General features: G+C 66.7%; 21 protein-coding genes. 10 read left to right on the top strand and 11 right to left on the bottom strand.

Features of this window, described 5'->3' with window-relative positions; genetic code table 11:
* The first annotated feature begins 1 nt into the window (after position 1).
* Together HBF26_RS05420 and secA are read left to right on the top strand one after the other, a co-directional pair.
* The gene (locus HBF26_RS05420; RefSeq protein ID WP_167123858.1) at positions 2–934 is read left to right on the top strand and encodes a M23 family metallopeptidase; all 933 of its coding nucleotides are present in this window, start codon (positions 2–4) and stop codon (positions 932–934) included.
* A 140-nt stretch (positions 935–1,074) separates the two neighbouring features.
* Positions 1,075–3,789 (top strand): preprotein translocase subunit SecA, encoded by a 2,715-nt coding sequence (secA, locus tag HBF26_RS05415; protein WP_167123856.1) that lies wholly within the window; start codon positions 1,075–1,077, stop codon positions 3,787–3,789.
* A 38-nt stretch (positions 3,790–3,827) separates the two neighbouring features.
* Here the strand turns inward: secA and HBF26_RS05410 are convergent, their stop codons facing one another.
* From HBF26_RS05410 to HBF26_RS05380, 7 genes are all read right to left on the bottom strand, one after another.
* A complete protein-coding gene (locus HBF26_RS05410; RefSeq protein WP_167123854.1) occupies positions 3,828–4,679 on the bottom strand; it encodes a symmetrical bis(5'-nucleosyl)-tetraphosphatase in 852 nt (283 codons plus the stop codon).
* Positions 4,680–4,747: 68 nt separating this feature from the next.
* Positions 4,748–5,131 (bottom strand): Co2+/Mg2+ efflux facilitator ApaG/CorD, encoded by a 384-nt coding sequence (apaG, locus tag HBF26_RS05405; RefSeq protein WP_167031522.1) that lies wholly within the window; start codon positions 5,129–5,131, stop codon positions 4,748–4,750.
* Positions 5,132–5,185: 54 nt separating this feature from the next.
* Positions 5,186–5,965, bottom strand: a complete 780-nt coding sequence (gene rsmA, locus HBF26_RS05400; RefSeq protein ID WP_167123852.1) for a 16S rRNA (adenine(1518)-N(6)/adenine(1519)-N(6))-dimethyltransferase RsmA — start codon at positions 5,963–5,965, stop codon at positions 5,186–5,188.
* Positions 5,962–6,957, bottom strand: coding sequence for a 4-hydroxythreonine-4-phosphate dehydrogenase PdxA (pdxA, locus tag HBF26_RS05395; protein ID WP_167123850.1), 996 nt, complete (start codon positions 6,955–6,957; stop codon positions 5,962–5,964). The genes rsmA and pdxA overlap by 4 nt, the downstream gene beginning before the upstream one ends.
* 4 nt (positions 6,958–6,961) lie before the next feature.
* Positions 6,962–8,332 (bottom strand): peptidylprolyl isomerase, encoded by a 1,371-nt coding sequence (locus tag HBF26_RS05390; RefSeq protein WP_167123849.1) that lies wholly within the window; start codon positions 8,330–8,332, stop codon positions 6,962–6,964.
* Between the two features lie 30 nt (positions 8,333–8,362).
* On the bottom strand, positions 8,363–10,888 hold the full coding sequence (locus HBF26_RS05385) for an LPS-assembly protein LptD (protein WP_338039633.1): 2,526 nt from the start codon (positions 10,886–10,888) through the stop codon (positions 8,363–8,365).
* Between the two features lie 165 nt (positions 10,889–11,053).
* Positions 11,054–11,614, bottom strand: coding sequence for a cob(I)yrinic acid a,c-diamide adenosyltransferase (locus HBF26_RS05380; protein ID WP_167123844.1), 561 nt, complete (start codon positions 11,612–11,614; stop codon positions 11,054–11,056).
* Between the two features lie 102 nt (positions 11,615–11,716).
* Here HBF26_RS05380 and ubiH point away from each other — a divergent pair, with 102 nt between their 5' ends.
* From ubiH to HBF26_RS05365, 3 genes are all read left to right on the top strand, one after another.
* Entirely contained in the window at positions 11,717–12,925 is a 1,209-nt protein-coding gene (gene ubiH, locus HBF26_RS05375) for a 2-octaprenyl-6-methoxyphenyl hydroxylase (RefSeq protein WP_167123842.1), read from the top strand.
* Positions 12,922–14,133 (top strand): FAD-dependent oxidoreductase, encoded by a 1,212-nt coding sequence (locus tag HBF26_RS05370; RefSeq protein WP_167123840.1) that lies wholly within the window; start codon positions 12,922–12,924, stop codon positions 14,131–14,133. The genes ubiH and HBF26_RS05370 overlap by 4 nt, the downstream gene beginning before the upstream one ends.
* A 118-nt stretch (positions 14,134–14,251) precedes the next feature.
* A complete protein-coding gene (locus tag HBF26_RS05365; RefSeq protein WP_167123838.1) occupies positions 14,252–15,046 on the top strand; it encodes a dienelactone hydrolase family protein in 795 nt (264 codons plus the stop codon).
* A gap of 7 nt (positions 15,047–15,053) precedes the next feature.
* Here HBF26_RS05365 and HBF26_RS05360 read toward each other — a convergent pair whose 3' ends face one another.
* Positions 15,054–16,052, bottom strand: coding sequence for a polyprenyl synthetase family protein (locus HBF26_RS05360; protein ID WP_193569780.1), 999 nt, complete (start codon positions 16,050–16,052; stop codon positions 15,054–15,056).
* A gap of 271 nt (positions 16,053–16,323) precedes the next feature.
* On the opposite strand from HBF26_RS05360, the gene HBF26_RS05355 reads away from it, so the two are divergent.
* The 5 genes from HBF26_RS05355 (at position 16,324) to ssb (ending at position 21,375) form a co-directional block, all read left to right on the top strand.
* Positions 16,324–16,869 (top strand): fimbrial protein, encoded by a 546-nt coding sequence (locus HBF26_RS05355; protein ID WP_167123836.1) that lies wholly within the window; start codon positions 16,324–16,326, stop codon positions 16,867–16,869.
* Between the two features lie 71 nt (positions 16,870–16,940).
* The gene (locus tag HBF26_RS05350) at positions 16,941–17,672 is read left to right on the top strand and encodes a fimbrial biogenesis chaperone (RefSeq protein ID WP_167123834.1); all 732 of its coding nucleotides are present in this window, start codon (positions 16,941–16,943) and stop codon (positions 17,670–17,672) included.
* Positions 17,673–17,736: 64 nt separating this feature from the next.
* Entirely contained in the window at positions 17,737–20,127 is a 2,391-nt protein-coding gene (locus HBF26_RS05345) for a fimbria/pilus outer membrane usher protein (protein ID WP_167123832.1), read from the top strand.
* On the top strand, positions 20,124–20,627 hold the full coding sequence (locus HBF26_RS05340) for a fimbrial protein (protein WP_167123830.1): 504 nt from the start codon (positions 20,124–20,126) through the stop codon (positions 20,625–20,627). The genes HBF26_RS05345 and HBF26_RS05340 overlap by 4 nt, the downstream gene beginning before the upstream one ends.
* Before the next feature lie 148 nt (positions 20,628–20,775).
* A complete protein-coding gene (gene ssb, locus HBF26_RS05335) occupies positions 20,776–21,375 on the top strand; it encodes a single-stranded DNA-binding protein (protein ID WP_167123828.1) in 600 nt (199 codons plus the stop codon).
* Between the two features lie 162 nt (positions 21,376–21,537).
* Here ssb and HBF26_RS05330 read toward each other — a convergent pair whose 3' ends face one another.
* The 3 genes from HBF26_RS05330 to HBF26_RS05320 are packed head-to-tail and all read right to left on the bottom strand — an operon-like array spanning position 21,538 to position 24,077.
* Positions 21,538–22,035 (bottom strand): RidA family protein, encoded by a 498-nt coding sequence (locus HBF26_RS05330; protein ID WP_167123826.1) that lies wholly within the window; start codon positions 22,033–22,035, stop codon positions 21,538–21,540.
* Between the two features lie 24 nt (positions 22,036–22,059).
* Positions 22,060–22,506, bottom strand: a complete 447-nt coding sequence (locus HBF26_RS05325) for a c-type cytochrome (protein ID WP_167123824.1) — start codon at positions 22,504–22,506, stop codon at positions 22,060–22,062.
* Entirely contained in the window at positions 22,503–24,077 is a 1,575-nt protein-coding gene (locus tag HBF26_RS05320) for a flavin monoamine oxidase family protein (protein ID WP_167124379.1), read from the bottom strand. Before HBF26_RS05320 ends, HBF26_RS05325 begins: the two co-directional genes overlap by 4 nt.
* Between the last annotated feature and the right edge of the window lie 31 nt (positions 24,078–24,108).

Raw genomic sequence — 24,108 nt, 5'->3', positions numbered from 1 at the left:
TATGCAGATCATACTCGTGTCTCGCGGCCAGAAAGGGCCGAAAACGATCGACCTGACCTGCCGGCGCCTGCGCTGCAAGGTCGTGGCGGTCGCCCTGGCGGGTTTCCTCGGCATCGCCGGTGTCGGCGCGGGGCTTGCCCTGACCGTAGCCGGCCCGAAGGCGGCAGCGCTTGGCGATATCGGTCATCTGAAGCAGCAGGTCGGTGACCAGGACGCGCGTGTGGCGGAAATCAAGCGCGACGCCCAGCGCGATCTCGACGCACTCGCCGTGAAGCTGGGCCAGTTGCAGGCGCAGTCCATTCGTCTCAACGCGCTGGGAGAGAGACTGACCCAGGTCGGCAAGCTCGACGACGGCGAGTTCGACTTCGACGAGGAGCCCCCCCAGGGCGGCCCCGAGCTGACCACGGACTCCTCCGCCTACACGCTGCCGGCCTCGCTGGGCGAAAGCATCGACCGCCTTGCCGGCCAGTTCGATTCCCAACAGGCCCAGCTCGAGGCCCTGAGCGACATGCTGATGGATCGCAGCATCGAGTCGAGCCTGCGCCCCACCGGCATGCCGGTGAACGGCTATATCTCGTCCTATTTCGGTGGCCGCCCCGACCCGTTCAGCGGCCACGCGGCCCGGCACACCGGCATCGACATCGCCGCGCCGAAAGGCACGCCGGTGACGGCCGTCGCCGAAGGCATGGTCACCTTCGCGGGTCAGCGAAGCGGCTATGGCAATGTCGTCGAAATCGACCACGGCAACGGCTACATGACCCGTTACGCCCACAACAGCGCCATTCTCGCGCATCCGGGGCAACGGGTCAGGGTAGGCGACGCCATCGCCAAGGCGGGCTCCACCGGCCGTTCCACCGGCTCCCATGTCCATTTCGAGGTCTGGTACCACGACCGGGTGGTGAACCCCCTGGCATACGTGCGCAGCCACCGCTGACGGGCTGGAACCGGGCTTGAATCCGGGCCCCGAAGCCGCCACCCCGAGGAAAGCCCGGGACGCACGTAGTATGATCGTCCCTTCGTGCCGGCCGGCCATCGGCTGTCCGGCAACCTTTTCGTTTCAGATCCGGATGATCGATGTTCAATCGTGCCCTGACGAGTATTTTCGGCAGCCGTAACGAGCGTGTACTGCGCGACCTGTCCAAGACGGTCAAGCGCATCAACGCCCTCGAGCCGGAGTTCGAGAAACTTTCCGACGACGCCCTGCGCGGCAAGACCGAAGAATTCCGCCAGCGCCTCGCCGCCGGCGAGACGCTCGACAAGCTGCTGCCGGAGGCTTTCGCGGTCACCCGCGAAGCCGCCAAGCGCGTGCTCGGCATGCGTCACTACGACGTGCAGCTGATCGGCGGCATGGTGCTGCATTCCGGCCGCATCGCGGAAATGCGCACGGGCGAGGGCAAGACCCTCGTGGGTACCCTGCCGGTGTACCTGAATGCGCTGGAAGGCAAGGGCGTGCACGTGGTCACGGTGAACGACTACCTGGCACGGCGCGACTCGGCGCAGATGGGCAAGCTGTACAACTTCCTCGGCCTCACCGTCGGTGTCGTGTACCCCGGCATGGACCACGCCGACAAGCGCAGCGCCTATCAGGCCGACATCACCTACGGCACGAACAACGAATTCGGCTTCGACTACCTGCGCGACAACATGGCGCTCAGCAAGGAGCAGCGCAACCAGCGCGGCCTGCACTATGCCATCGTCGACGAGGTCGACTCCATCCTGATCGACGAGGCGCGCACGCCGCTCATCATTTCCGGCCCGGCCGAAGATTCCCCGCAGCTCTACATCGCGGTGAACAAGGTCGTGCCGCATCTCACCCGGCAGGAAAAGGAAGACGGCCCCGGCGACTACTTCGTCGACGAGAAGCAGAAGCAGGTACACATGTCCGAAGAGGGCATGGAGCACGCCGAGCAACTGCTGCGCGACGCGGGCGTCATCGACCCCGACAGCGGCCTGTACGATTCCAAGAACCTGGCCGTCGTGCATCACATGAACGCGGCCCTGCGTGCGAACGCCATCTACCAGCGCGACGTCGACTACATCGTGCGCGACGGCGAAGTCATCATCGTCGACGAGTTCACCGGCCGCACCCTGGCCGGCCGCCGCTGGTCCGACGGCCTGCACCAGGCCGTGGAAGCGAAGGAAGGCGTGCCCATCCAGCGCGAGAACCAGACACTCGCCACGGTGACCTTCCAGAACCTGTTCCGCATGTACAAGAAGCTGGCCGGTATGACCGGTACGGCCGACACGGAAGCCTACGAGTTCCAGACGGTCTACGGCCTGGAAGTGGTCGTCATCCCGACCCACAAGCCGATGATCCGCGTGGACAACCCGGACTCGGTCTTCCTTGGCCCGGAGGCCAAGTACAAGGCGGTGATCGCCGACATCAAGGCATGCCACGAGCGCGGCCAGCCCGTGCTGGTGGGCACGGCGTCGATCGACGTGTCCGAACTGGTGTCGGGCCTGCTTCGCAAGGAAGGCATCCCGCACGAGGTGCTGAACGCGAAGCAGCATGAGCGCGAAGCGCACATCGTCGCCCAGGCCGGTGCGCCGGGCGCCGTCACCATCGCGACGAACATGGCCGGCCGCGGCACCGACATCGTGCTGGGCGGCAGCCTCGAAGCGGCCCTGGCCGCTCTTCCGGAAGGTGCGTCCGACGCGGAACGCCAGAAGGTGCGCGACGACTGGAAGAAGCGCCACGAGCAGGTGCTGGCCGCCGGTGGCCTGCATATCATCGGTACCGAGCGACACGAATCCCGCCGTATCGACAACCAGCTGCGCGGCCGTTCCGGGCGTCAGGGCGATCCGGGTTCGTCCCGTTTCTACCTGTCGCTGCAGGACAACCTCATGCGCATCTTCGGCGGCGAGCGCATCGGCCGCTGGATGCAGATGTTCGGCATGAAAGAAGACGAGGCACTGGAAGACCGCCTCATCACGCGCCAGATCGAGAAGGTGCAGCGCAAGGTCGAGCAGCACAACTTCGACATTCGCAAGAACCTCCTGGAATTCGACGACGTCGCCAACGACCAGCGCAAGGTGATCTACGCGCAGCGCGACGAACTGCTGGAAACCGACGACATCTCCGACATGATCGTCGACATCCGCCAGGACGTGGTGACCGCGCTGGTGCGCAAGTACGTGCCCGCCGACAGCATCGACGACCAGTGGGACATCCCCGGTCTCGACCGCGAGCTGGCGAGCGAACTGAACCTGCGCCTGGACGTGGCCCACTGGCTGGAAGGCCGCCAGGACGCCGACGCCGATGCGATCCTCGAGCACGTGCGCGAGGGTGTCGACGCCATGTTTGCCGAGAAGGAAGCCCAGGTCGGTGCCGAGACGATGCGTTCGCTCGAAAAGCACGTGATGCTGTCGGTCGTCGACAACGCCTGGAAGGAACACCTGGCCAGCATGGATTACCTGCGCCAGGGCATCTATCTGCGCGGTTACGCGCAGAAGCAGCCGAAGCAGGAGTTCAAGCGCGAGTCGTTCGAACTGTTCGCCGAGATGCTCGACCGCATCAAGGGCGAAGTGGTTCAGATGCTGGCCCGCATCCGCATCCGCAGCGAGGAGGAAGTGCTCGCGATGGAAGCGGAGCAGCAGCGCATGGCGGAGGCGCAGCGGCTGCAGTTCCAGCACGCCGACGCGCAAGCCATGGGGCAGGGTGACGGCAACGCCACTGCGGCGCCCGCCGTGGCGCCGGTGCTCAGCGACGGACCGAAGGTCGGTCGCAACGACCCGTGCCCCTGCGGTTCGGGCAAGAAATACAAGCACTGCCACGGACAGCTCAGCTGATATGAAAAACCCGCCGAAAGGCGGGTTTTTCATGGGTATCAATCGCCGCCGCCCTTGGGCTTCTGCCGGTAGGGCTCGGCGTCCACCGTGATGTAGGCCGGCTCGGGCGAGTCGAGACGCATGGCGGTAAGCTGGCCGCCCCACACGCATCCCGTATCGATGGCGTAGACGCCGAGGCCCGCGAAGCGGCCCAGTGCGGACCAGTGGCCGCAGACGATCTTCGTTTCGCGGCGGCGCACGCCAGGTACCTCGAACCAGGGGTAGAGGCCAGGCTTTTGCGTGCCGGGCACGCCCTTGCCCTCGAAGTCGATGCGTCCGTTCACGTCGCAGTAGCGCATACGCGTGAGCGTGTTGATCGTGGCGCGATGGCGCTCCACGCCTTGCAGACGATTGTTCCAGCCCGGCGGACGGTTGCCGAACAGGTTCTTGAGCAGACGCTGGTGGCGAGGGCCGCCGAGTTCGCGTTCGACCTCGAGGGCGGCGCGCTGGGCCTGGCGTAGCGTCCACATCGGTGCGAGCCCGGCATGGATCATGGTCCAGCCAAGTTCCTCGTCGTGATGCAGCAGCTTCTGCATGCGCAGCCACTCGAGCAGCACGGGTGCGTCGTCGGCGAAGAGCACTTCGCGGAGTTCGGCATTCACCCTCGCCTGTGCATCCTCACGGCGTTGGCCGATCGCGAGGAGCGACAGGTCGTGATTACCGAGCGTGATGACAGTCTGATCGCGCAGCGAATGGATGAGCCGCAGCGTGGCGAGGGATTCGCCGCCGCGATTCACCAGGTCGCCGCAGAACCAGAGCCTGTCCGCGGAGGGATCGAAGCGGAGCTTTTCCAGCAGGCGCTGGAGTTCCGGATAGCAGCCCTGGACGTCGCCGATCGCATAGACGGCCATCAGCCCGTGTGCTCCAGAGGTGTGCTCTTGTGGCCGTTCCCGGCATGCGCGCAGTCCATGTTCCGATCCTAGTGGAGCGTGCGCGGTATCGAAAGCACGAATGTGGGAATCGGCGCATCGAAGTGCGTGCCGTCGTCCGCGACCATGCGATAGCTGCCTTCCATGGTGCCCACTGCCGTTTCCAGCACGGCACCGGAGGTGTATTCGAACGAATCGCCCGGACGCATCCACGGCTGCTCGCCGACGACGCCGTCGCCGCGAACTTCCTCGACCTTGCCGTTCGCATCGGTGATGACCCAGTGCCGGGTCAGCAACTGGGCGCCGGTCTGGCCGACGTTGCGTAGCGTGATCGTGTAGGCGAACACGTAACGGTTATCCGTCGGTTGCGATTGGTCGGGAACGAAGCGGGTTTCGACCTCCACGTCGATCGTGTAGGGGGTTTTGGAATTCATGTAGGGATTGTCGGGGACGGGGAGGGGGTGGGCAAGTGTGCCCCGAAACCGCGCTTACATCACGTTCGCAAGCTTCACGAAGTCCGTGGGCGCCAGCGTTTCGGCCCGCGCCCTCGGGTCGATACCGACAGCGCGGATGGTAGCTTCGTCGATCATTCCCTTCAGGGTGTTCGCGAGCGTCTTGCGGCGCATCGCGAACGCCGCCTTCACGACGGCGTGAATTTTCGCCGGATCGCCCGCGGGACGCTGGTCCACCGGCAGAGGCACCAGCCGCACCACGGCGGAGTCGACCTTCGGCGGCGGCCGGAACGCCCCCGGCGGAACCGTGAACAGCGGGGTTACCCGGCAGGCCAGCTGGAGCATCACGCTGAGCCGGCCGTACACCTTGCTGCCGGGCTCGGCCGCCATGCGGTCCACCACTTCCTTCTGGAGCATGAAGTGCATGTCCTGGATGGCGGCCGCGTGCTCCACGCAATGGAACAGGATGGGACTCGAAATGTAGTAGGGCAGATTGCCGGCAATGCGCAGGCGCTCGGCACCCAGTTCGGCCGCAAGTGCGCCGAAGTCGACCTTCAGGACATCGGAGTGGACGATCCGCAGGTCGCCGATCGCCGCCGCGCGCTGCTGAAGGCCGGGAATGAGGTCGGTGTCGAGTTCGATGGCCGTCATGCGTTTGGCCACGGCCAGGAGCGGCAGGGTCATCGCTCCCTCGCCGGGACCGATTTCGACGAGCGTGTCGCCGTCCTTCGGCGAGATGGACGAGACGATGCGGTCGATGTAGCGCTTCTCATGGAGGAAGTGCTGACCAAAGCTTTTCTTGGGACGTGCGTTCATGACTGCCTGCGCTGCCGGGCGAGATCCATGGCCAGATGGGTGGCCGAGAACAGGCTGGCCGGGTTCGCCGTGCCGGTGCCGGCACGGTCCAGCGCGGTGCCATGGTCCACCGACGTACGGATGAAGGGGAGGCCGAGGGTCACGTTCACCGTGCTGTCGAACGCTTCGCTCTTCAGTACCGGCAGGGCCTGGTCGTGATACATGGCCAGTACGGCGTCGTAGCGATCGCGCATGGCGGGAACGAAGGCGGTATCCGCGGGCAGGGGGCCCAGCAGTTCCATGCCCTCCGCACGCAGGCGCTCGAGCACGGGCACGATGGTGTCGATCTCTTCGTGCCCCATATGCCCGCCCTCGCCGGCGTGCGGATTGAGCCCCAGCACCGCGATGCGCGGCTGCGGAATGCCGAACAGCGACGCCAGCGCCGTGCGGACGATGCGAAGCGTGCGTTCGAGCAGGGCAGGCGTCACGGCCGAAGGTACGGCGGACAGCGGAAGGTGCGTGGTGGCCAGGGTAACGCGAAGGCGAGGCCCGGCAAGCATCATCACGACCTCGGCCGAAGCGCGTTCCGCGAAGAACTCGGTGTGGCCGCTGAACGGGATGCCGGCGTCGTTGATGCTGGATTTCTGCACGGGGCCGGTGACCACACCGTCGAACTCGCCGGCCAGACAGCCGTCGGCGGCCAGGGCAAGCATGTCCAGGACGTGCCTCGCGTTGCGGGGATCGGGATGGCCCGGGGATTCCGCAACGGCGAGCGGTACGTGGCGGACCCTGATCCGACCCGGTGGTCGCGAGGCGATGCGCTTGCCGTCGTCGTCGACGATGTCGAGCACGACCCCGGACGCGGACGCGGCGCGCCGCAGGAGTGCCTTGTCGGTAATGGCGACGAGGTCGGCGGCGCAATCGCTTGCGGCGAGGCGGGCGACCAGTTCGGGCCCCACCCCGGCAGGCTCACCGGCGGTGACGGCGAGCCTTGGCAGGGTGGTCGCGTCCATGGGCTTACGGCGTGGCCGAAGCCTGCTTGTCGTCCGGGTCCTTCAATTCCGGCACGCGGATATCGACGAACGAGGTCGAACGCAGTTCGCGGAGGTAGTTCTCGTAGGCTTCGTCGGCCTTGCGGTTGCCGATGGCCTGACGGGCCTGGTCGCGCTGGAGCTGATCGGTGAGGTCGCTCTGGCGCGAGCCGAGGCGCTGCAGCACGATCCAGCCGGCGTCGGTCTGGATGGGGTGCGACACCTCGTTGTCCTTCAACTGGTCGATCTGCGCGCCGATGGCCTGGCCCCAGGCGTCCTTCGCGAACCAGCCCATGTCGCCGCCGTTGTTGGCCGTGGTCGTGTCCTTGGACTCGTCCTTGGCCAGCTTCGCGAAGTCTTCCTTCTTGTCGACGATTCGGGTGTAGAGATCCTGAGCCTTCTTCTCGGCCTGCTCGGGCGTGACGATTTCCGAGGGTTTGATGAGGATCTGGCGGGCGTGGTACTCGGTGACGATCTGCCGGCCCGGCTGGCGCGTGTCCACCAGCTTGAGAATGTGGAACCCGGTGGGGCCGCGCAGGGCGGCGGTGGTCTCGCCGGGCTTGAGGGTGGCAACGGCGTCGGCGAAGGCGGGCGGCACTTCGTCGAGGCGGCGCCAGCCGAGGTCGCCGCCGTCGAGCGCGTCGGGCGCGTCGGAGAAGCGAATGGCCGCGGCATTGAAATCCATGCCGCCCTTGATGGCCTTGATCGCCTCCTCCGCCTTGGCCTGGGCCTGCGCGATGTCGTTGGCGCCGCCGCCTGCCGGGGTGCTGATCTGGATGTGCGCCAGGTGGACTTCGCCGGCCTTGTAGGTGGGGCTGGCGAGCAGGTTGTTCACTTCGGCGTCGGTGACGGTGACCTGGTCGCGGACCACGCTCTCGTGCAGCTTCTGGGCGATGAGCTGGTCGGACAGCTGCTGGCGGAACGCCGCGTAGCTGAAGCCGTCCTGTTCCACCGCGGCGCGCAGCTGGTCGAGGCTCATCTTGTTCTGCTGGGCCACGTTGCCGGCGGCCTGGTCGATGTCCTGGTCGGACACGCGGATACCCTGGTCGTTGGCGCGCTGGACCTGCAGGCGCATGAGGATCAGGCGGTCGAGCACCTGGCGGGCCAGGACGTCCTTCGGCGGCAACTGGCCGGGGTTGGAGGCGTACTGGCGCACGATGGCGTTGATGGCCTCGTCGAGCTCGCTCTGCAGGATGACGTCTTCCTCCACGACCGCCACGATGCGGTCGAGCGAGCCGTTGCCGACGCTCATGTTGCCCGGGGTGGGCTGGGCCGAAGGCATCAGCTGGGCGTGGGCGGGAGGCACGGCCGCCAGGAAGGAGGCGGCGAGCAGGGAATACGCGAGGATCTGCTTCATCGAATAGGGAGCCCGGGGCACCTGCCCCATTTATTGATAGCCAAGGATAGCACGGCGCAGGTAGGCGCCCGATTGCGGGTTGAGCGAGCCCAAGCCCTTGAATTCAACCTCGAACATGATCGCGTTGTCGGTCTTCCGCAGGTAGTCGTGCACGTAGTGCCGGCCGAGCACGCGGAAGGCCACGCAGCAGCTGTCGTATTCCACGCCCGCCGCGGCCTCCAGCGTGCGATGGGAGAAGGTGAAGGCGCTGAAGGTGGCTCCATTGTCCAGGGTCACGGGTAGGACGTCGCGGCGGGCGAAGACCCAGCGAGCCAGCGCGCGCCACCTTTCCGAGACAGGAAAGACCACGGACGTGTCGAATTGTTCCATGACATTCCGGCGGTACCGGTACGAGAAGTTGACGATGCCGTCGCCCTTGATGCGCCTTTGCAACTGGACGGTGGCCAGATCCGTATCGCGGCCCTGCTGGAACAACTGGCCCTGGTCGTTCAGGTATGGGCTCTGCTGCTTGTTCGGATTCCACTGATACGAACTGTTGAAGCGCCACTTGTCGTTGAGCTGGATAGCGAGCTGGGCCACGTAGTCCGACCTGGAGAAGTCGGTGGGCGCCACGCCCGGCATCTGCACCTTCTGGTCGCTGAAATACTTGATTTGGCCGACGCTGGCGGAAAGCCGCTCCACGCCGCTGTCGTCAAGAAGGCGGGTGGTCAGCGCCGCTGTGAGGTTGTTCGCGTCCATCTGCCGGTCGGCGCCGGAGAAGCGGTTCGTGGTGAACAGCTGCCAGAAGTCGAACGACATCACGTTGGTGTCGAAGGTCGGAAGATCGTTCTGATTCCGGTACGGCACGTAGAGGTAATAGATGCGCGGCTCGAGCGTCTGGGTGTAGTCGCTACCGAACAGATTGACGTGCTTGTCGAAGATCAGCCCGGCATCGAGGCTGCCGATGGGCACCGAACGCGACGGGCTCTGCTTCGTGTAGTTGAAGCTGCGGAAATCCGAATCCAGGCGGTAATCGGTGTAGCGATATTCGACGCGCGGGCGGACGAACCAGGACGCACCGGAGAAATCCGCAGCAAGATAGGGGGCGAGGTCCAGGCGGTTGCCGTCGACCTGGCCTGGGAAGGTTCCGGATACTGGCGCGCGGTCGACCTTGCGGAACGCGACGGCCTCGCTGTCGACACCGACGTCGAGCCAGTCGTTCACCGGCGCATCCAGATTGAACGTGGCGCGTGGCCAGCGGCGATACGGTACGACGTAGTTGGGCAACCCGGCGTCGACGTTCTGGTAGTCGTCGGCGCCGAGGGCGGCACTCCAGTACTTGCCCCCCTTCGTGACATAAGCGCTGGACGAAAGGATGCCGATCGCCGATTGGTAGAGGTCGTTGCTGAAGTCGCGGAAGTACTGGTTATCCGATGCGCGGTTGATGTTCGCACCGAAATTGAAGCCGTTGCCGAGGTTGGTCGAGTTGGTGATGTGGACGAAGTAGCGCTGCTTGGAACCGTCGCGGTCGCTGGTGCCGCTCTCGTCATCGTCGGGGCCTCTGTCGCGAGCCATATAGCTCACGTCGAACGTACCGTTCGAGCGCGGCAGCAGGTAACGGAACTCGGCGCCCAGCATGAAACCGCGATCGCTGTAGTAGCCCGGCGTGATCGTGGCGTCGTAGTTCGGCGCCAGGTTGAAGTAATACGGCAGGTTGAGGAACAGGCCGGAACGGCTGCTCGAACCGAACGTCGGATACAGGAAGCCGCTCTTGCGCCGGTCGTCCAGCGGGAACGTGAAGTAGGGCAGGTACATGAACGGCACGCCCTTGAAGCGCATGGTGGCACTGCGCGCCTCGCCGACACCCGTTTCCTTGTTGAGGTTCATCGTTTTCGCGCGGAACTCCCACATGCGGCTGCCGACGTCGCACGTGGAATAGCTGGCGAGGGTGAACCTGCCATGTTGCGGGTCCATCACTTTCGCATGGTCGGCCACGCCGTTGCCGCGCGATTGCAGCAGCTGGTAACGGACGTTATAGGCATCGCCCTGATTGGGCGTAGTGGTGCCGGTCATGCGGTCGGCCGACACGAGCATGCCGGCTTCTTGATACTTCACGTCGCCGCGCGCGTCGTACGCGGTGGAGTCGGAGTTATAGGTGACGTCCTGCGCGCGCAGCACCTGGTCGGCGCGCTCCAGGCGAACGCCACCGGTCATGTGGTAGACGTTCGGCTCCGGGCTTTCGACCTTCACGCCCGCCTGATTGCCGTCGTCGATACCCGAATGGATGTCCGTCACCGCGGTCTCGCGCAGAGAGCTGTCCTTGGTGATCGACGGCTCGTAGAAATCGAGCATCGCGTTCGGCCGGCACAGCGCATAGCTGACCGGGCGGGGCGGGCAGATGAACGAGCCCAGCGGGCAGGTCTCCGCGGCCACCGGGGCGGCGGGAGCCACGGCGCGTGTTTCCCCCTGCGTCGGCGCACTCTGGGCGGGCGCCTCGAAGGCGTAGCCGGAAACGATGAAGGCGACGGCGGTCGCCAGCAGGCGGCGTTTAGGCAGGATGCTGATGCGTGACGTCACGGGCGATGTCTTATCCGGTCGAAAGGCCGCCAACTTAGCAGAATCGCCAGCCCCACCGCACGATGGCACGTCGCCCATGAGCATGATTCCCTGAAAGGCGCGGTCCGCATGGCCGCACCGGCCTGGCGAGCTTACACCGGCGGGGCGCCCGGCAGTGTTCCCGCCTTACCCGCGCGGGCGGCGTTCGTGCTCCCAAAGCACCTCGCCGTGGCCGCTACGACGTGCGATCACCCGGGCGATGACGAAGAGCAAGTCTGAAAGGCGGTTCAGGTAACGCCGGGCCTCGGGGCGGATGTCCTCTACCCTGCCCAGCGCAACCACCTCGCGCTCGGCGCGGCGGCAGATCGTGCGGGCGAGGTGACAGGTGGCGGCAGCGATGCCGCCGCCGGGGAGGATGAAGTCTTTCAATGCCGGAAGGTCGGCGTTGAAGCCGTCCAATACGGCTTCGAGGCGATCGATGTCCTTCGCCTGGATCATCGCCATGCCGGGGATGCAAAGCTCCCCGCCAAGGTCGAACAGTTCGTGCTGAATCTGGAGAAGCGCCTCGCGAATGTCGTCGCCCAGGCCATCCGCCGCGACCACCATGCCGATGGCGCTGTTCAGTTCGTCCACCGTGCCGTAGGCCGCGACGCGGAGGGAGTCCTTGCCGGTGCGGCTGCCATCGCCCAGGCCCGTGCTGCCATCGTCGCCGGTGCGTGTATAGATCTTCGAAAGTCGGTTACCCATCCGCGGATTCTAGACGGTCGCCAGCGCACTGTGACCAATTGCCGCCGGTGCCGCGGCGGTCGAGTCCGGTTGTGCCCGACGGCACGGGCGTATGATTCGCGCATGAGCCAGTCCGAACCCATCCTTATCGTCGGCGGGGGCCTGGTCGGCGCCAGCCTCGCCATCGCGCTCGATACGGCGGGCCTGCCGGCAGTACTTGTCGAGGCGTCGGCGCCCCGTATCGGTGAGCAGCCCAGCTACGACGAGCGCAACCTCGCGCTTTCCCGGGCCACCGTGAACGGCCTGGACGCCATTGGCGTATGGGATCACGTCAGGCAGCGCGCCACGCCCATCCGTCACATCCATACGAGTCGCGCCGGCGACTTCGGCAGCGTGCGCATGGACGCCGCCACCGAGGGCGTGGATGCGCTTGGCTGGACCTTGCCGGCGCGCGAACTGGGCGCTGGTCTCCTGCGGCGCCTCGACAGCTGCCGGCATCTCGTTCGCATGGCGCCTGCGCGCGTGGAGTCCATAGCACCCACGGCGGACGGCTGGGCGGTAAGCGTATCCAGCGGAAGCGACAGGCGGGACATGACGACGCCTCTACTGGTCGGCGCGGACGGAACGGGTTCCGTCGTTCGCGCGCAGCTTGGCATCGGCGTCCACGAACACGATTACGAACAGGCCCTCTTCGTCACCACGATGACCCCGGAGCGCGATCCCCAGGGCAGGGCGTTCGAACGCTTCACCAACCACGGGCCCGTCGCGGTCCTGCCGCTTACTGACCGACGGGTCGGTGTGGTGCTCACCGTCGATGCCGGTCGGGCGGACGCGGTCGCCGTGCTCGACGACGCCGCGTACGCGGCGCTGGTGCAGGAACGTTTCGGCTGGCGCCTGGGCCGACTGAGCCGGCCGGGCAAGCGTGTGCCTTATCCCATTCGCCGGGTGGCGGCGACATCGTTGACGTCGACCCGCGCCGTGCTCGTGGGCAATGCGGCACAGACCATTCATCCGATCGGTGCGCAAGGTTTCAACCTCGGGCTGCGCGACGCCCTCACCCTCGCCGAGCTGGCGGTGTCGGCACACGATCCCGGCGATGCGGCCGTGCTGGCGGAATATGTCCGTCGCCGCACGCCCGACCGCGAAGGCACCATGGCAATGAGCCATGGCCTCGTGCGCCTCGCTTGCATGGACCAGCCGCTACTGGGGCCATTGCGGTCGGTGGCGATGCTGGCCCTCGACCGGCTTCCGCCATTGCGGCACGCCCTGGCCCGGCGTGGCATGGGATTCCGTCCGAATGCGCCGCTGGCCGTACTGGAGAAGACACCATGAGCGACGCCTGGAACGATCCGGCACCGCGCCGGCGCGGCCATGTGCTCGACGTGGCGGTGGTCGGCGGTGGCATGGTGGGCGCGGCGGCCGCGCTGGCGCTTGCCCGCGCCGGATTTTCCACCGCCCTCGTCGACGCGCGCGAACCCGCGCCCTGGGCTGTGGCAAACGAGGTGGACCTGCGCGTGGTCGGCCTTGCGGCATCGTCCGTCAGCCTGCTGCACGATCTGGGCGTCTGGCATGCCGTTGCTTCCGCGCGTGCGTCCGGCTACGAACGAATGGAGGTCTGGGACGCGGAAAGCGGCGCCACGATTCGTTTCGACGCCGCCGACGACGGTCGCGACGTATTGGGTTACATCGTCGAGAACTCACTGGTGCAGGCCTGCCTGTGGCATGCGCTCGACGAGGCAGGCGTGCGCCGGATCGTTCCCGCCGAAGTGGTGGGCCTGACGCAGCGGGAAGATCGCGCACAACTCGAACTGGCCGACGGCCAGGGAGTGTCGGCGCGCCTCGTGGTCGCGGCCGACGGCGCGGCGTCGCCCCTGCGAGCGATGGCTGGCATCGGCACCCATGGGCGCGACTACGCGCAGCGGGCCATCGTCGGGCATGTGGAAACGGCCCGGCCGCACGAACGTACCGCCTGGCAGCGTTTTCTTCCGACGGGGCCGCTGGCCCTGCTTCCCCTGGCCGATGGTCGCAGTTCCATCGTCTGGTCGCTGCCCGACGCCGAGGCGTCGCGCGTGCTGGCCCTGGACGACGAGGGATTTCGCGACGCCTTGGGGGTGGCAAGCGATTTCCGCCTCGGTCCCATTACGGGAACGACGGAGCGAGCCGCGTTCCCGTTGCGTCTCCGGCTCGCCGACCGGTACGACGCCGATCGTCTCGTGCTTCTGGGCGACGCGGCGCACGCGGTGCATCCGCTGGCCGGGCAGGGGGTGAACCTGGGCCTGCGCGACGTGGTGGAACTGCGCGACACCCTGGTGCATGCCCGGGACCTGGGTCGCGACATCGCCGCCGCGCACGTGCTGCGCCGTTACGCTCGTCGCCGCCGCAGCGCGGACGGCCTGGATGCGTGGTCGTTTGACGCGCTCGCCCGCGTTTATGCGTGGCAGGCGCCGCCCCTGGTGGCGGCACGCGGCTTTGGGGTCAGGGCCGTCGACATGTTCGGCCCCTTGAAGCGGAAGCTGGCAAGGCACGCCGCGGGGCTGTGAGCCGCGGTTCCGGTCGTGCCCATCGGCCGGCCTGCATCGGCATGCCCCGGGCGAGGGGCATCGCGACAGACGCTCCGTCGACCTATGCTTGGCGCACTTTCCTCCAGGGAGTCTCGCCATGCGCCGTTCATTGCTCGTCCTTTCCTTAGTCGCTTTCGGTCACATCGGGGCGGCCGCAGCGGCCATGGTCGCCAAGCCGGTGCAATGGACCGACCACGGCGTGACCTACAAGAGCTTCCTCGTCTATGACGACGCCGTGGCCGCGAAGCGCCCGGGGCTCGTGATGGTGCCGAACTGGTTCGGTGTGAACGATATGGCGGTGGCCAAGGCCAAGGAAATCGCCGGCAAGGATTACGTGATCCTCCTCACCGACATGTATGGCGGCGACATCAGGCCGCGCAATACAGACGAGGCCGGCGCGGCCGTGAAGCCGCTGTATGCCGACCGCAAGATCATGCGCCAGCGCGTGTCGCGGGCGTTCGACGAGCTGAAGGCGCAAGCGCGGCAGGCGCCCATCGATACGTCAAAGCTCGGTGCCATCGGCTTCTGCTTTGGCGGCTCCGCTGTGCTCGACCTTGCCCGCGCGGGGGCGAACCTCGCCGCGGTGGTGACGTTCCATGGCCTTCTGGCCACGGACGACAAGCTGCCGTCGAACATCCACGCCAGCGTGCTCGCCTTGAACGGCGCGGATGACGAAAACGTGCCGATGGAGCAGCGCGCCGCCTTCGAGGACGAGATGCGTCGCGCGAAGGTGGACTGGGCCATGGAAGACTTCGGCGGAGCGGTGCATTGCTTCACCGAGAAGGAAGCGACCACCGCGACGGGCAATTGCCGCTACGACGCGAAGGTGGCGCGTCGCGCCTATGCCGCGATGCACGCCTGGTTGAAGGAGGCCTTCGCCGCGGCGAAGTGAACTTCCCTCAGAAGCGGCGTTCGACCGAGTAGTCGGCGAGCGCCGCCAGCGCGTCGCGGAACGGCGAGGGCGCCAGATCCGCCAGGGCGTCGCGTGCGGCCGCCGCATGCGCCACGGCCTTTTCGTGCGTACGCTCCAGGGCGCCCGAATCGCGGATGGCGGCAACGATGCGATCCAGCGAATCCAGTCCGCCATGTTCGATGGCATGGCGGAGCGATTTCAGCTGCTCCTCGTCGGCAGCCTGCATGGCATAGATGAGCGGCAGGGTCGGCTTGCCTTCGGCAAGATCGTCGCCGATGTTCTTGCCGAGGGTTTCCGAATCGGAAACATAATCGAGCAGGTCGTCGGCGATCTGGAAGGCGTAACCCAGTTCCATGCCGTACCGGCGCAACGCGGCGATCTGCGCGTCGGGCAAGCCGCCAAGCACGCCGCCCAGTTCGGTCGCCGCGGCGAACAGCACGGCCGTCTTGCGTTCGATCACCGCCAGGTAGGCGTTCTCGTCGACATCGGCGTTGCCGATGTTCAGGAGCTGCAACACCTCGCCTTCGGCGATGGTGTTCGTGGTATCGGCAAGGATGCGCATGATGCGCATGTCGTCGAGTTCCACCATCAGCTGGAACGAGCGCGAATAGAGGAAATCGCCGACCAGTACGCTGGCCGCGTTACCCCACAGTGCGTTCGCCGTCTTCCGGCCGCGACGCATGTCCGAATCGTCAACCACGTCGTCGTGCAGCAATGTCGACGTATGGATGAATTCGATGATGGCCGCGAGCTTCGCGTGCTCCTTCCCGTCGTAGCCGGCGGCCCGTGCGGCGAGCACGTGCAGCATCGGCCGCAGGCGCTTGCCGCCGCCGGCAATGATGTGGTCGGCGATACGGTTGATGAGCACCACATCCGACGACAGACGGTGGCGGATAAGAGTGTCGACCTCCGTCATGTCGTCTGCCGCCATGGCGCGAACACCGGCGAAATCGAGGGAGGAGGAACGTGCGGCGATGGAGGACATGGATCCGATCGTAAGCGACATGGCAGCCGGCATTATAGGGGCGGAGCCGTCGTTATCGGTGTGCATGGTCTCCTTGGGGCCGAGACATGGCCGCGACACTTCACTCACGCGGCCAAGGGGCGACCGCCGACCCGTGTTCGCGGCGCCGTCCACGAAAGTGCCTGTACTCGTTGAATTTTTCAGAATTTGCGTATCGACGGTAGCGGCGTCCGTGGGCAGATTGGCCGCGCACGCCCATCCGAGGCGTGTTCCAGCCTTAGAGGAAAACGCCATGCACAAATCTTCCATCGCGGTGGCCCTGCTCGCTTCCACCCTGGCCACGGCCGCGCTGGCCGCGAACGACGGCACCATCGACATCACGGGCACGATCACGTCGGCGACATGCCAGGTCGAGGGTCAGCAGCCGGGCACAGGGGGCGCCAAGAAAAGTGTCCCTCTGGACACCGTCAGCGCAGGCGCTCTCGCCCAGGTTGGCCAGACGTACGGCGACAGGGGGTTCAGCATCCAGGTCGGCGGCAACGCGGAATGCGCCAACGACACAAAGGTCAAGGTGCGCTTCGATCCGGCCAGTCCCGCCATCGACCGCCTCAGCGGGCGGCTCAACGTCGATGCCGGCAGCGCGGCGGCGGCCGGCGTCCAGATCCAGATCGCCAACGGCGACGGCACGCCCATCAACGTGTTCACCGAGGACTCCAAGAGCGTGATCGTGGCTGACAACAGGGCTCAGATCGATCTGATCGCACGGTACTACCGGTCGGGCGACATCACGCCCGGAGCGGCGAACTCCCGCGTCGGCTTCCAGATCGCCTACGAATAGGCCGGGGATAACGCATAACGGCCGGGCTGCATCGTCGTCCGGCCATCGTCATCGTGACAAAAGGAACCGTCATGCTACGACTCGTCCTGGCCATCCTGGCCTGTCTCCTGCTCGCCGAAGCGGTGCGCGGCGCCGTGGTCATCGGCGGCACGCGCGTCGTCTTTCCAGGGCAGGCGCGCGACGTTTCATTGAAAGTGGAGAACAAGGGCGCCGAGCCCGCTTTGGTGCAGGTATGGATCGACGACGGCGACGAGACCTCCTCGCCGGCCACGGCGCACGCGCCGTTCGCCATCACGCCACCCGCTTTCCGGATCGATCCAGGGCAGGCACATACCCTGCGGATCGTGCATGTCGGCGAGGCGGCTCCGAAGGAAAAGGAAGCACTTTACTGGTTGAATGTCCTGGAGATCCCGCCCAAGCCCACCACGACCCAGGGCGCGAACGTCCTCCAGTTCGCGTTCCGTCATCGCCTCAAGCTCTTTCATCGGCCTGAGGCCATGCCCCCGCCAACGGTGCGAACGACGGCGGCCCTCCGCTGGAAGCTGGAGCGCGATGGCGACACCGAGGTGCTCAAGGTCGAGAACCCATCGCCTTACCACGTGTCGTTCAATTCCGTGGCACTGGTGCCTGACAAGGGCGCCTCCGCGACGGCAACGCTCCGTGGTGGCATGGTGGCGCCCGGCGCGACCATGCGTTTCCCGCTCCCTGCCACCGCGCGTGGCGCCCAGGGCGGCAAGGTCGACTTCGTGACCATCAACGACTTCGGCGCGCCCATTCCCGGTTCGACGGCACTTGAACGATGACGCGGGCGACGCACGTATGGCGTGGCGCACGGATGCATCACCCGTTTACCGGCGGGGGCGCGGCTTGCGCACGTTCGCGAGCCAGCTTTTCGGTGCCTGCATCACGGTGGCTCGCATCGCGCGTGCGCAGGATGCCGGCGAGGTCGAGTTCGAGGGCGCGTTCCTCACGACGAGCGGCGGGGCTGCGCTCGACGTATCGCGTTTTTCTCGCGGCAATCCTGTCCTGCCCGGCAACTACCACGTGGACATCCGAATGAACGGCGAATGGCAGGCACGACGGCCGGTTCGATTCGAATCCGTGGGCGATCGTGCGGACGCACACGCATGCATCGCCAGGGACGAATTGATTGCCTTCGGCGTCGATCCGGCGGTGCTTACGCCGCGGGAGGGCGATGCGTCCTGTCTTCCGATCGAACGCCGCCTCGATTCGGCAACGGCCCGGTTCGACGTGGGCGAGCAACGCCTCGATATCGAGGTACCTCAGGCGGCCATGGCACGGCGTCGTGACGGCGTGGTGCCCCCGGAACAGTGGGATGACGGTATCGCTGCCGGTCTCCTGTCGTGGCGGGTGAATGCCCGCCACACGTCGGCCTCGCGCGGGAACGCCACTGCGCTCCTGGCCGCCGGCGATGCAGGCATCAATGTCGGGGCGTGGCGCCTTCGCCATGCCGGTTCCTGGACCGGTGGACGATACGGCTATCGCCATACGTACGTGGAGCGCTCGCTCGCGGTGTGGCGGGCGCGCGTGCGCGTCGGCGACCTGCCCCTGACGGGCGAGTTGATTTCGCCCGTCAGGTTGCGCGGCATCTCCGTGGCAAGCGACATGCGCATGGCTACCGACGGCACCGACGGCTATGCGCCGCGGGTGAAGGGCGTCGCCCTTGCCCATGCGAGGGTCAGGGTGATGCAGGCCGGCGTCGTCTTGCGCGAAGTTCTCGTCCCGCCGGGGCCGTTCGATATCGACGACCTGTACGCTGCCACTCGCGGCGGCGACATCGAGGTCGAGATCGAGGAGCAAGGGCGGCTTCGCACCTTTCGCGTGCCGTATTTCCCGGCGCCCGAACTCCTGCGCGAAGGCCACACCTCCTATGCGTTCAGTGCCGGTCGCACGGTGGTGGCGCGCGGGGTGGCCCCGGCCATCGTGCAAGGCAGCTGGCGGCGTGGGTTCGCACGCGGCGTCACCACCTTTGCAGGTGGTCGCGCGTCCAGCGACAACGCGTCTCTGTTGCTGGGTAGCGCACTCCCCACGCGCGCGGGCACCGTCTCGGCCGAGGTCACGCACACGCGATGGTCATCGGGTGGCCAAGGCATGCTGTGGCGTGTGCGGCACGGCCGCCTCTGGGGCACGAGTACCCTGGTATCCGTGGGCGTTGCGCGTGGGTATGAAAGCCAACCGCGATCCCGAAGCGCGTTCGCATCGCGGCGGCACGCCATCCGGCGCTTCGACGTGCTGATGCAGCGCGAGCTTGCCGGGCGCGGTGTACTCGGCGTGAGCGTGTCCCACGCCAGTGACGGAAACCTTGGCAGCAGGCACGACGAAGCGATCTCCTGGGCGCGCCACTGGAGGCAGCTCAGCGTTGACCTCACGCTCCGCCGGTCGCGGCGCAACGACGCTTCGGGAAGGTCGTCGGAAGCGACCGGTCAGCTGAGCGTGTCCATGCCGCTCGGCCTTTCGCCTTCGGGCGCCACCGTGTATGCCACCGTGCCCGCCGGCGCACGGGCCGGAGCGCCACGGATCGGTCTGCACGGCATCGCCGGCGCGGAAGGAACGACCCAGTATGGACTGGCGTTCGCCCGGCATCGGAGTGGACGCCATGGCGTCGACGCATCGCTCTCGCGGCGCCTGCCGTGGGGGGAGCTGACCGGTGCGGTCGCCCGCTCGGTCGCGGTGCGGGCGGCGTCGATCTCCGCATCTGGCGGCCTGGTGGTCCATGCGGGCGGCGTCACCCCGGCGCAGCGTCTCGGCGACGCGGTGGCACTCGTCCATGCACGGGGCGCGACGGGTGCGGGTGTCGCGACAGGCGCGGGCACACGAATCGGCGGGCGCGGCTATGCCGTGGTGCCGCATCTCATGCCCTACCGGTGGAACCCCATCGACCTCGATCCTGGCGGCACGTCCCTCGACATCGCCTTCGCGTCCACGCATCGCCGCATCGCGCCCACGGCGGGCGCTGTGGTGCGCGTGCCTTTCGAGACCGACGTGGCCACGACCTGGCTCGTCACCGCACGCTTCGCCGACGGGCGGCCGGTGCCGTTCGGGGCCGAGGTGCTGGATTCGGCGTCACGTTCCGTCGGGTTGGTGGGTCAGGGCGGCAGGATCTTCCTGCGCACCGACGACATCGCCGGCCGATGGACGCTGCGCTGGGCGGGCGACGCGGCTGGCCAGTGCACGCTACGGCTGCATCCACCGGCGCCGACCACGGCACGTCCCCGCTACACAGGAGTGTGTGAATGAATAGGATCGTCGCCGGCCGTCTGGCCGGCGGTCTGCTTTGCCTGGGGGCGTTGGCCGTGAGGGCCGACGACCGCCTGGACTTCCATGTGCTCGGCTCCATCGCCCCGTCCTGCGACCTGGTGGCCGACCGCATCCGGATCGACCTTGGCGCCGTGGCGGCCGGCGAACTGGCCGGGGCGGGCGCTATCAGTCCGTGGCGCGGGGCGGCTTTCAGCGGCCGGGACTGCATCGGCGCGACGCGTGCCGTCGTCACGATGCGCGCCACGCCTTATCCGGGACATCCGGGCCTCATCGCCCCTGTGGGCGAGGCCACGGGCGTGGCCATCGAGATGCGCTCCGCCAGCGGCCAGCCCTTGCCGCCGGACGGCAGCACGGCGGTGGAATTCTCCTGGACCGGCGGGCCGCCCGAATTGGGCTTCCAGGCGCGCTATGTCAGGGTAGGCCCATTGCAGCCAGGGACCGCGGGCGCCACGGCCCAGGTCCAGATCCGCTGGGAATGAGCGTTTCGCGCCCACGCGCCGCGTTGGGCGGGCTTCGCAGGCGCGGTTTGCAAGCCGCGTGACCAATCGACGAAACTAGCCGGTCCCGCCCGCCGGCGCCCCCTGCGCACCGGTATCATGGGCGAGCATACGCATACGAGGTAAATCCATGGCACGCGGCATCAACAAGGTCATCATCGTCGGGAACCTCGGCGCGGATCCGGAAACCCGCTACACCGGCAGCGGCACGGCGATCACGTCCTTGCGCATCGCCACGTCCGAAGCCTGGACCGACAAGCAGAGCGGCGAAAAGCAGGAACGCACCGAGTGGCATCGCGTGAAGCTGTTCGGCAAGCTCGCGGAAATCGCCGGCGAATACCTGAAAAAGGGCCGCCAGGTCTACATCGAAGGCTCGTTGCGCACCGACAAGTACACCGACAAGGACGGCATCGAGCGCTACTCCACCGACATCATCGCCAACGAGATGCAGATGCTCGGCGGACAGGGCGGCGGTGAAGGCGGCGGCTTCGCCGGCGGCCAGGGTGGCGGCCGTCCGCAGCAGTCGCGCGGCAATTTCTCCGGCGGCCAGGGTGGCCAGGGCGGCGGTGGTGGCGGCAACTGGAACAGCGGTGGCGGCCAGCAGCGCAGCGGCTACGCCGGCGGCTCGCGCGGCGGCGACGACTACGGCCAGTCGCGCGGCGGCAATGCACCGCAGCGCTCGGCCCCGCCCGTCAATGAAGGTTTCGACGACGACGATATTCCGTTCTAAGTCGGACCTTGGAGCGTCCCTCTCCGGCTTCGATCCAGAAACCCCCGATGCGTCGGGGGTTTTTCTTTGGCAGAAGGGACGATGGCGCCCCGCGCCGGCGTTCCGAGACGCCTGGTCGAAGAGGACATCTCCTTCTGGGCGATCGCGCAGCCGGAACTCAACTCAAGGCCGTACCGCAATCACCTCGATCTCCACCCGATACCCCGGGTTGCCCAGCGCCGCAACCTGAAACGCCGAGCGCGCAGGCAGCTTCGGCTGCTCCTTCGTCCCGAAGAACTGGCGATAGCCCGCCATGAAGCCGGCGAAATCCATTCGCCCGCCGTGGGCTTCGTCGCCGACCAGGAAGACTTGCATCTTCACGACGTCGCCGAGCCCCAGGCCCATGCCTTTCAGCTGTTTGTCGATGGCGGTGAGCACGCCCACGGTCTGCGTTCTGGTGTCGCCGTAGGCGGCTACGGAATCCTTCGCTGCCTTTGCATCGACCACGGGCGGCACATTGCCGCTGACGTAGACGGTCGCCTTGCCGGCCGGTATTTCGACCGCGGCGGAAATGGGGAAATCGCTGTCCGGAATCTTGTAGCGCTTTACTTCCTGGCCCTGCGCCGTCGCGGTGGCAGTCAGCAGGGCGAGCAATAAGGCGTGGCGGAATCGCTTGTGCATAGGGCCTCCTGTGACGAAACGTTGTCACCGATGCATCGCGGCGACGTCGTCGGCGCTGATGCGGTCGGTGTAGTGGTTGCCGAAGTGCGTGCGGATGTAATTGATCACGTCGGCAATCTGCGCGTCGCTGAGGCCGACACCGAGTACGAAGCGATCTTCGTCTTCCGCAGCGGGCTTGAACGAAGGCATGTCGCGCCGACCGTGGAGGATCACGGCCGCCATGTACTGCGGCGACACCAGCCGGGGATTGCCGGCCAGCGCCGGGTAGGTGCCCGCGCCTTGTGCGCCCCTGGCATCGGGCATATGGCAGCCCTGGCAGATGCCGCGATAGACCGCCTCGCCATCGACAGCGGCGAAGCGTCCACCGGCATGGCCGGCATTGTCGGAGGACTGCGCACCTGCAACGCTTGCGACGAGCAGAAGGAAGACACAGGTCGGCGCGAGTGCGATGCGTCTTGCGTATCGGTTCATACGATGCCTCCTGTTGCGCGCCGATGGAGACGTTCGATCGCGTCGAGCGCCGACGTCACTGCACCTTCCTGCCAGGCCGGCAGATAGGATGCGTGCTCGCCCGCTAGCACGATACGGCCGTCCAGACGGCAGAGGTTGTCGTAATGACGCTCGCGCATGTCGTCGGACCACGCAGCGAAGCAACCCAGGGTGAACGGGGAGCGATGCCACCCCACGGCAATCCCGTTCTCGAACTCCTCGCGGTACTGCGGATGGATGCGGCTGCCGTACTCGACGGCCTTGCGCACACGTTCCTCCGGCGCCATCGCCGTGAACTCATAGGCGTCCTTGCCCCACATATAAGCGCCCAGCAGCACACCCTTACCGCCATGGAAACCCGTGCTGGGATAGCTGATGTTGGCGATCGGCAGATCGGTATAGGTCATGCCTCCGTAGATCTGCTCGTCTTCTTCCCAGAAGCGACGCTTGAACTGCAGGCCCACTTTGACCGAAGCGGCATACGGTACCGCGGCGATGGCGTCGGCCATCGCGGGCGACACGTTGAGCGGCAGCTGACCGAGGATCGACAGCGGGATGGTGCATACGCACCACTGTGCGCTGGCCGTCTGCGTGGCGCCTGGGATGTCGGCGTCTTCGTAGGTCACGCTTACGCCACGTTCGTCCTGAAGGATGGCAGTGACCTTGGCACCGTAGCGGATCACGCCTTTCAGCTCGCGGCCAAACGCTTCGCCGATCCGGCCCATCCCGCCGACCGGCTGGAACAGCGTGGTCTGGAACTCGTAGATCTCGCTGTCCACAAGGTGTTGCCACAGGCGCGACCCGAGCACGTCCTTCAGTTGCAGCGGTGTGGAAGGTAACGGTTTGGCGGTCAGGCCGCCACCCGCATCGCGATCGTAGCCGCGACGGTTGCTGCTGGCCTCGCCGCGTGTGTAGACGAAGCGCTTGTCCAGTGCGCCCCATTGCCGCAGCGATTCCAGCAAGCGTTCCTGGTCCTCCTTGCTCACGCTCTGGTCCAGCTGTCCCTGCTGTGTGCTCTTGGCCAGCAGTTCAGCGACGTGGCCGCGGTAGTCGGCATGGATCTCGCGGTAGCGCTGCGGCTTGCCGCCGAACGCATCCGCGCTGTGCAGGTAGGCGTTGTAGTTCACCTGCACGAAGGGCTCCAGCGCCACGCCGAGCTTCTTGCAATACGACAGGATGCCGCGATGGTGATAGGGCAGGCGCCACGGGCCGGGATTGAGATACAGCCCGTCGTCGAACCGGCAGTGCTGGGTGAATCCGCCGAGTTCGGTAAAGCTGTCGCCGCCGCGCAATGACCAGTTGCGACCACCGGGGCGGCGGTTGTACTCGAGCACCTGCACCTGGTATCCGGCCTGGCGCAGTTCGTAGGCGGCCACCATGCCCGCGATGCCGGCTCCGAGCACGAGGACCGACGCGCCACGCGGTGCACCGTGCAACGTCGGCGTGCCGCGAAACGGCGACTCGGTCGCGAGACCCAGGCTGCTCATGGCCTGGTACATCGCTGCGCCGCCGGCAGTGGCGCCAATCATGCGCAGCAGGTCGCGCCGCCTCATGCTGCGCGGGACATCGGCCGCGCGCGAAGAA

Source organism: Luteibacter jiangsuensis, from assembly GCF_011742555.1.
In the GTDB taxonomy this organism is placed as follows: Bacteria; Pseudomonadota; Gammaproteobacteria; order Xanthomonadales; family Rhodanobacteraceae; genus Luteibacter; species Luteibacter jiangsuensis.
The sequence above is the reverse complement of the archived record's forward strand: the minus strand, read 5'-3'. Positions and strand labels throughout refer to the sequence as shown.

Excerpts from the sequence above, each read along its gene's own strand:
- HBF26_RS05420 (WP_167123858.1), top strand. The coding sequence starts at position 2 with ATGCAGATCATACTCGTGTCTCGCGGCCAGAAAGGGCCGAAAACGATC.
- secA (WP_167123856.1), top strand. The coding sequence starts at position 1,075 with ATGTTCAATCGTGCCCTGACGAGTATTTTCGGCAGCCGTAACGAGCGT.
- HBF26_RS05410 (WP_167123854.1), bottom strand. The coding sequence starts at position 4,679 with ATGGCCGTCTATGCGATCGGCGACGTCCAGGGCTGCTATCCGGAACTC.
- apaG (WP_167031522.1), bottom strand. The coding sequence starts at position 5,131 with ATGAATTCCAAAACCCCCTACACGATCGACGTGGAGGTCGAAACCCGC.
- rsmA (WP_167123852.1), bottom strand. The coding sequence starts at position 5,965 with ATGAACGCACGTCCCAAGAAAAGCTTTGGTCAGCACTTCCTCCATGAG.
- pdxA (WP_167123850.1), bottom strand. The coding sequence starts at position 6,957 with ATGGACGCGACCACCCTGCCAAGGCTCGCCGTCACCGCCGGTGAGCCT.
- HBF26_RS05390 (WP_167123849.1), bottom strand. The coding sequence starts at position 8,332 with ATGAAGCAGATCCTCGCGTATTCCCTGCTCGCCGCCTCCTTCCTGGCG.
- HBF26_RS05380 (WP_167123844.1), bottom strand. The coding sequence starts at position 11,614 with ATGGGTAACCGACTTTCGAAGATCTATACACGCACCGGCGACGATGGC.
- ubiH (WP_167123842.1), top strand. The coding sequence starts at position 11,717 with ATGAGCCAGTCCGAACCCATCCTTATCGTCGGCGGGGGCCTGGTCGGC.
- HBF26_RS05370 (WP_167123840.1), top strand. The coding sequence starts at position 12,922 with ATGAGCGACGCCTGGAACGATCCGGCACCGCGCCGGCGCGGCCATGTG.
- HBF26_RS05365 (WP_167123838.1), top strand. The coding sequence starts at position 14,252 with ATGCGCCGTTCATTGCTCGTCCTTTCCTTAGTCGCTTTCGGTCACATC.
- HBF26_RS05360 (WP_193569780.1), bottom strand. The coding sequence starts at position 16,052 with ATGTCCTCCATCGCCGCACGTTCCTCCTCCCTCGATTTCGCCGGTGTT.
- HBF26_RS05355 (WP_167123836.1), top strand. The coding sequence starts at position 16,324 with ATGCACAAATCTTCCATCGCGGTGGCCCTGCTCGCTTCCACCCTGGCC.
- HBF26_RS05350 (WP_167123834.1), top strand. The coding sequence starts at position 16,941 with ATGCTACGACTCGTCCTGGCCATCCTGGCCTGTCTCCTGCTCGCCGAA.
- HBF26_RS05340 (WP_167123830.1), top strand. The coding sequence starts at position 20,124 with ATGAATAGGATCGTCGCCGGCCGTCTGGCCGGCGGTCTGCTTTGCCTG.
- ssb (WP_167123828.1), top strand. The coding sequence starts at position 20,776 with ATGGCACGCGGCATCAACAAGGTCATCATCGTCGGGAACCTCGGCGCG.
- HBF26_RS05330 (WP_167123826.1), bottom strand. The coding sequence starts at position 22,035 with ATGCACAAGCGATTCCGCCACGCCTTATTGCTCGCCCTGCTGACTGCC.
- HBF26_RS05325 (WP_167123824.1), bottom strand. The coding sequence starts at position 22,506 with ATGAACCGATACGCAAGACGCATCGCACTCGCGCCGACCTGTGTCTTC.
- HBF26_RS05320 (WP_167124379.1), bottom strand. The coding sequence starts at position 24,077 with ATGAGGCGGCGCGACCTGCTGCGCATGATTGGCGCCACTGCCGGCGGC.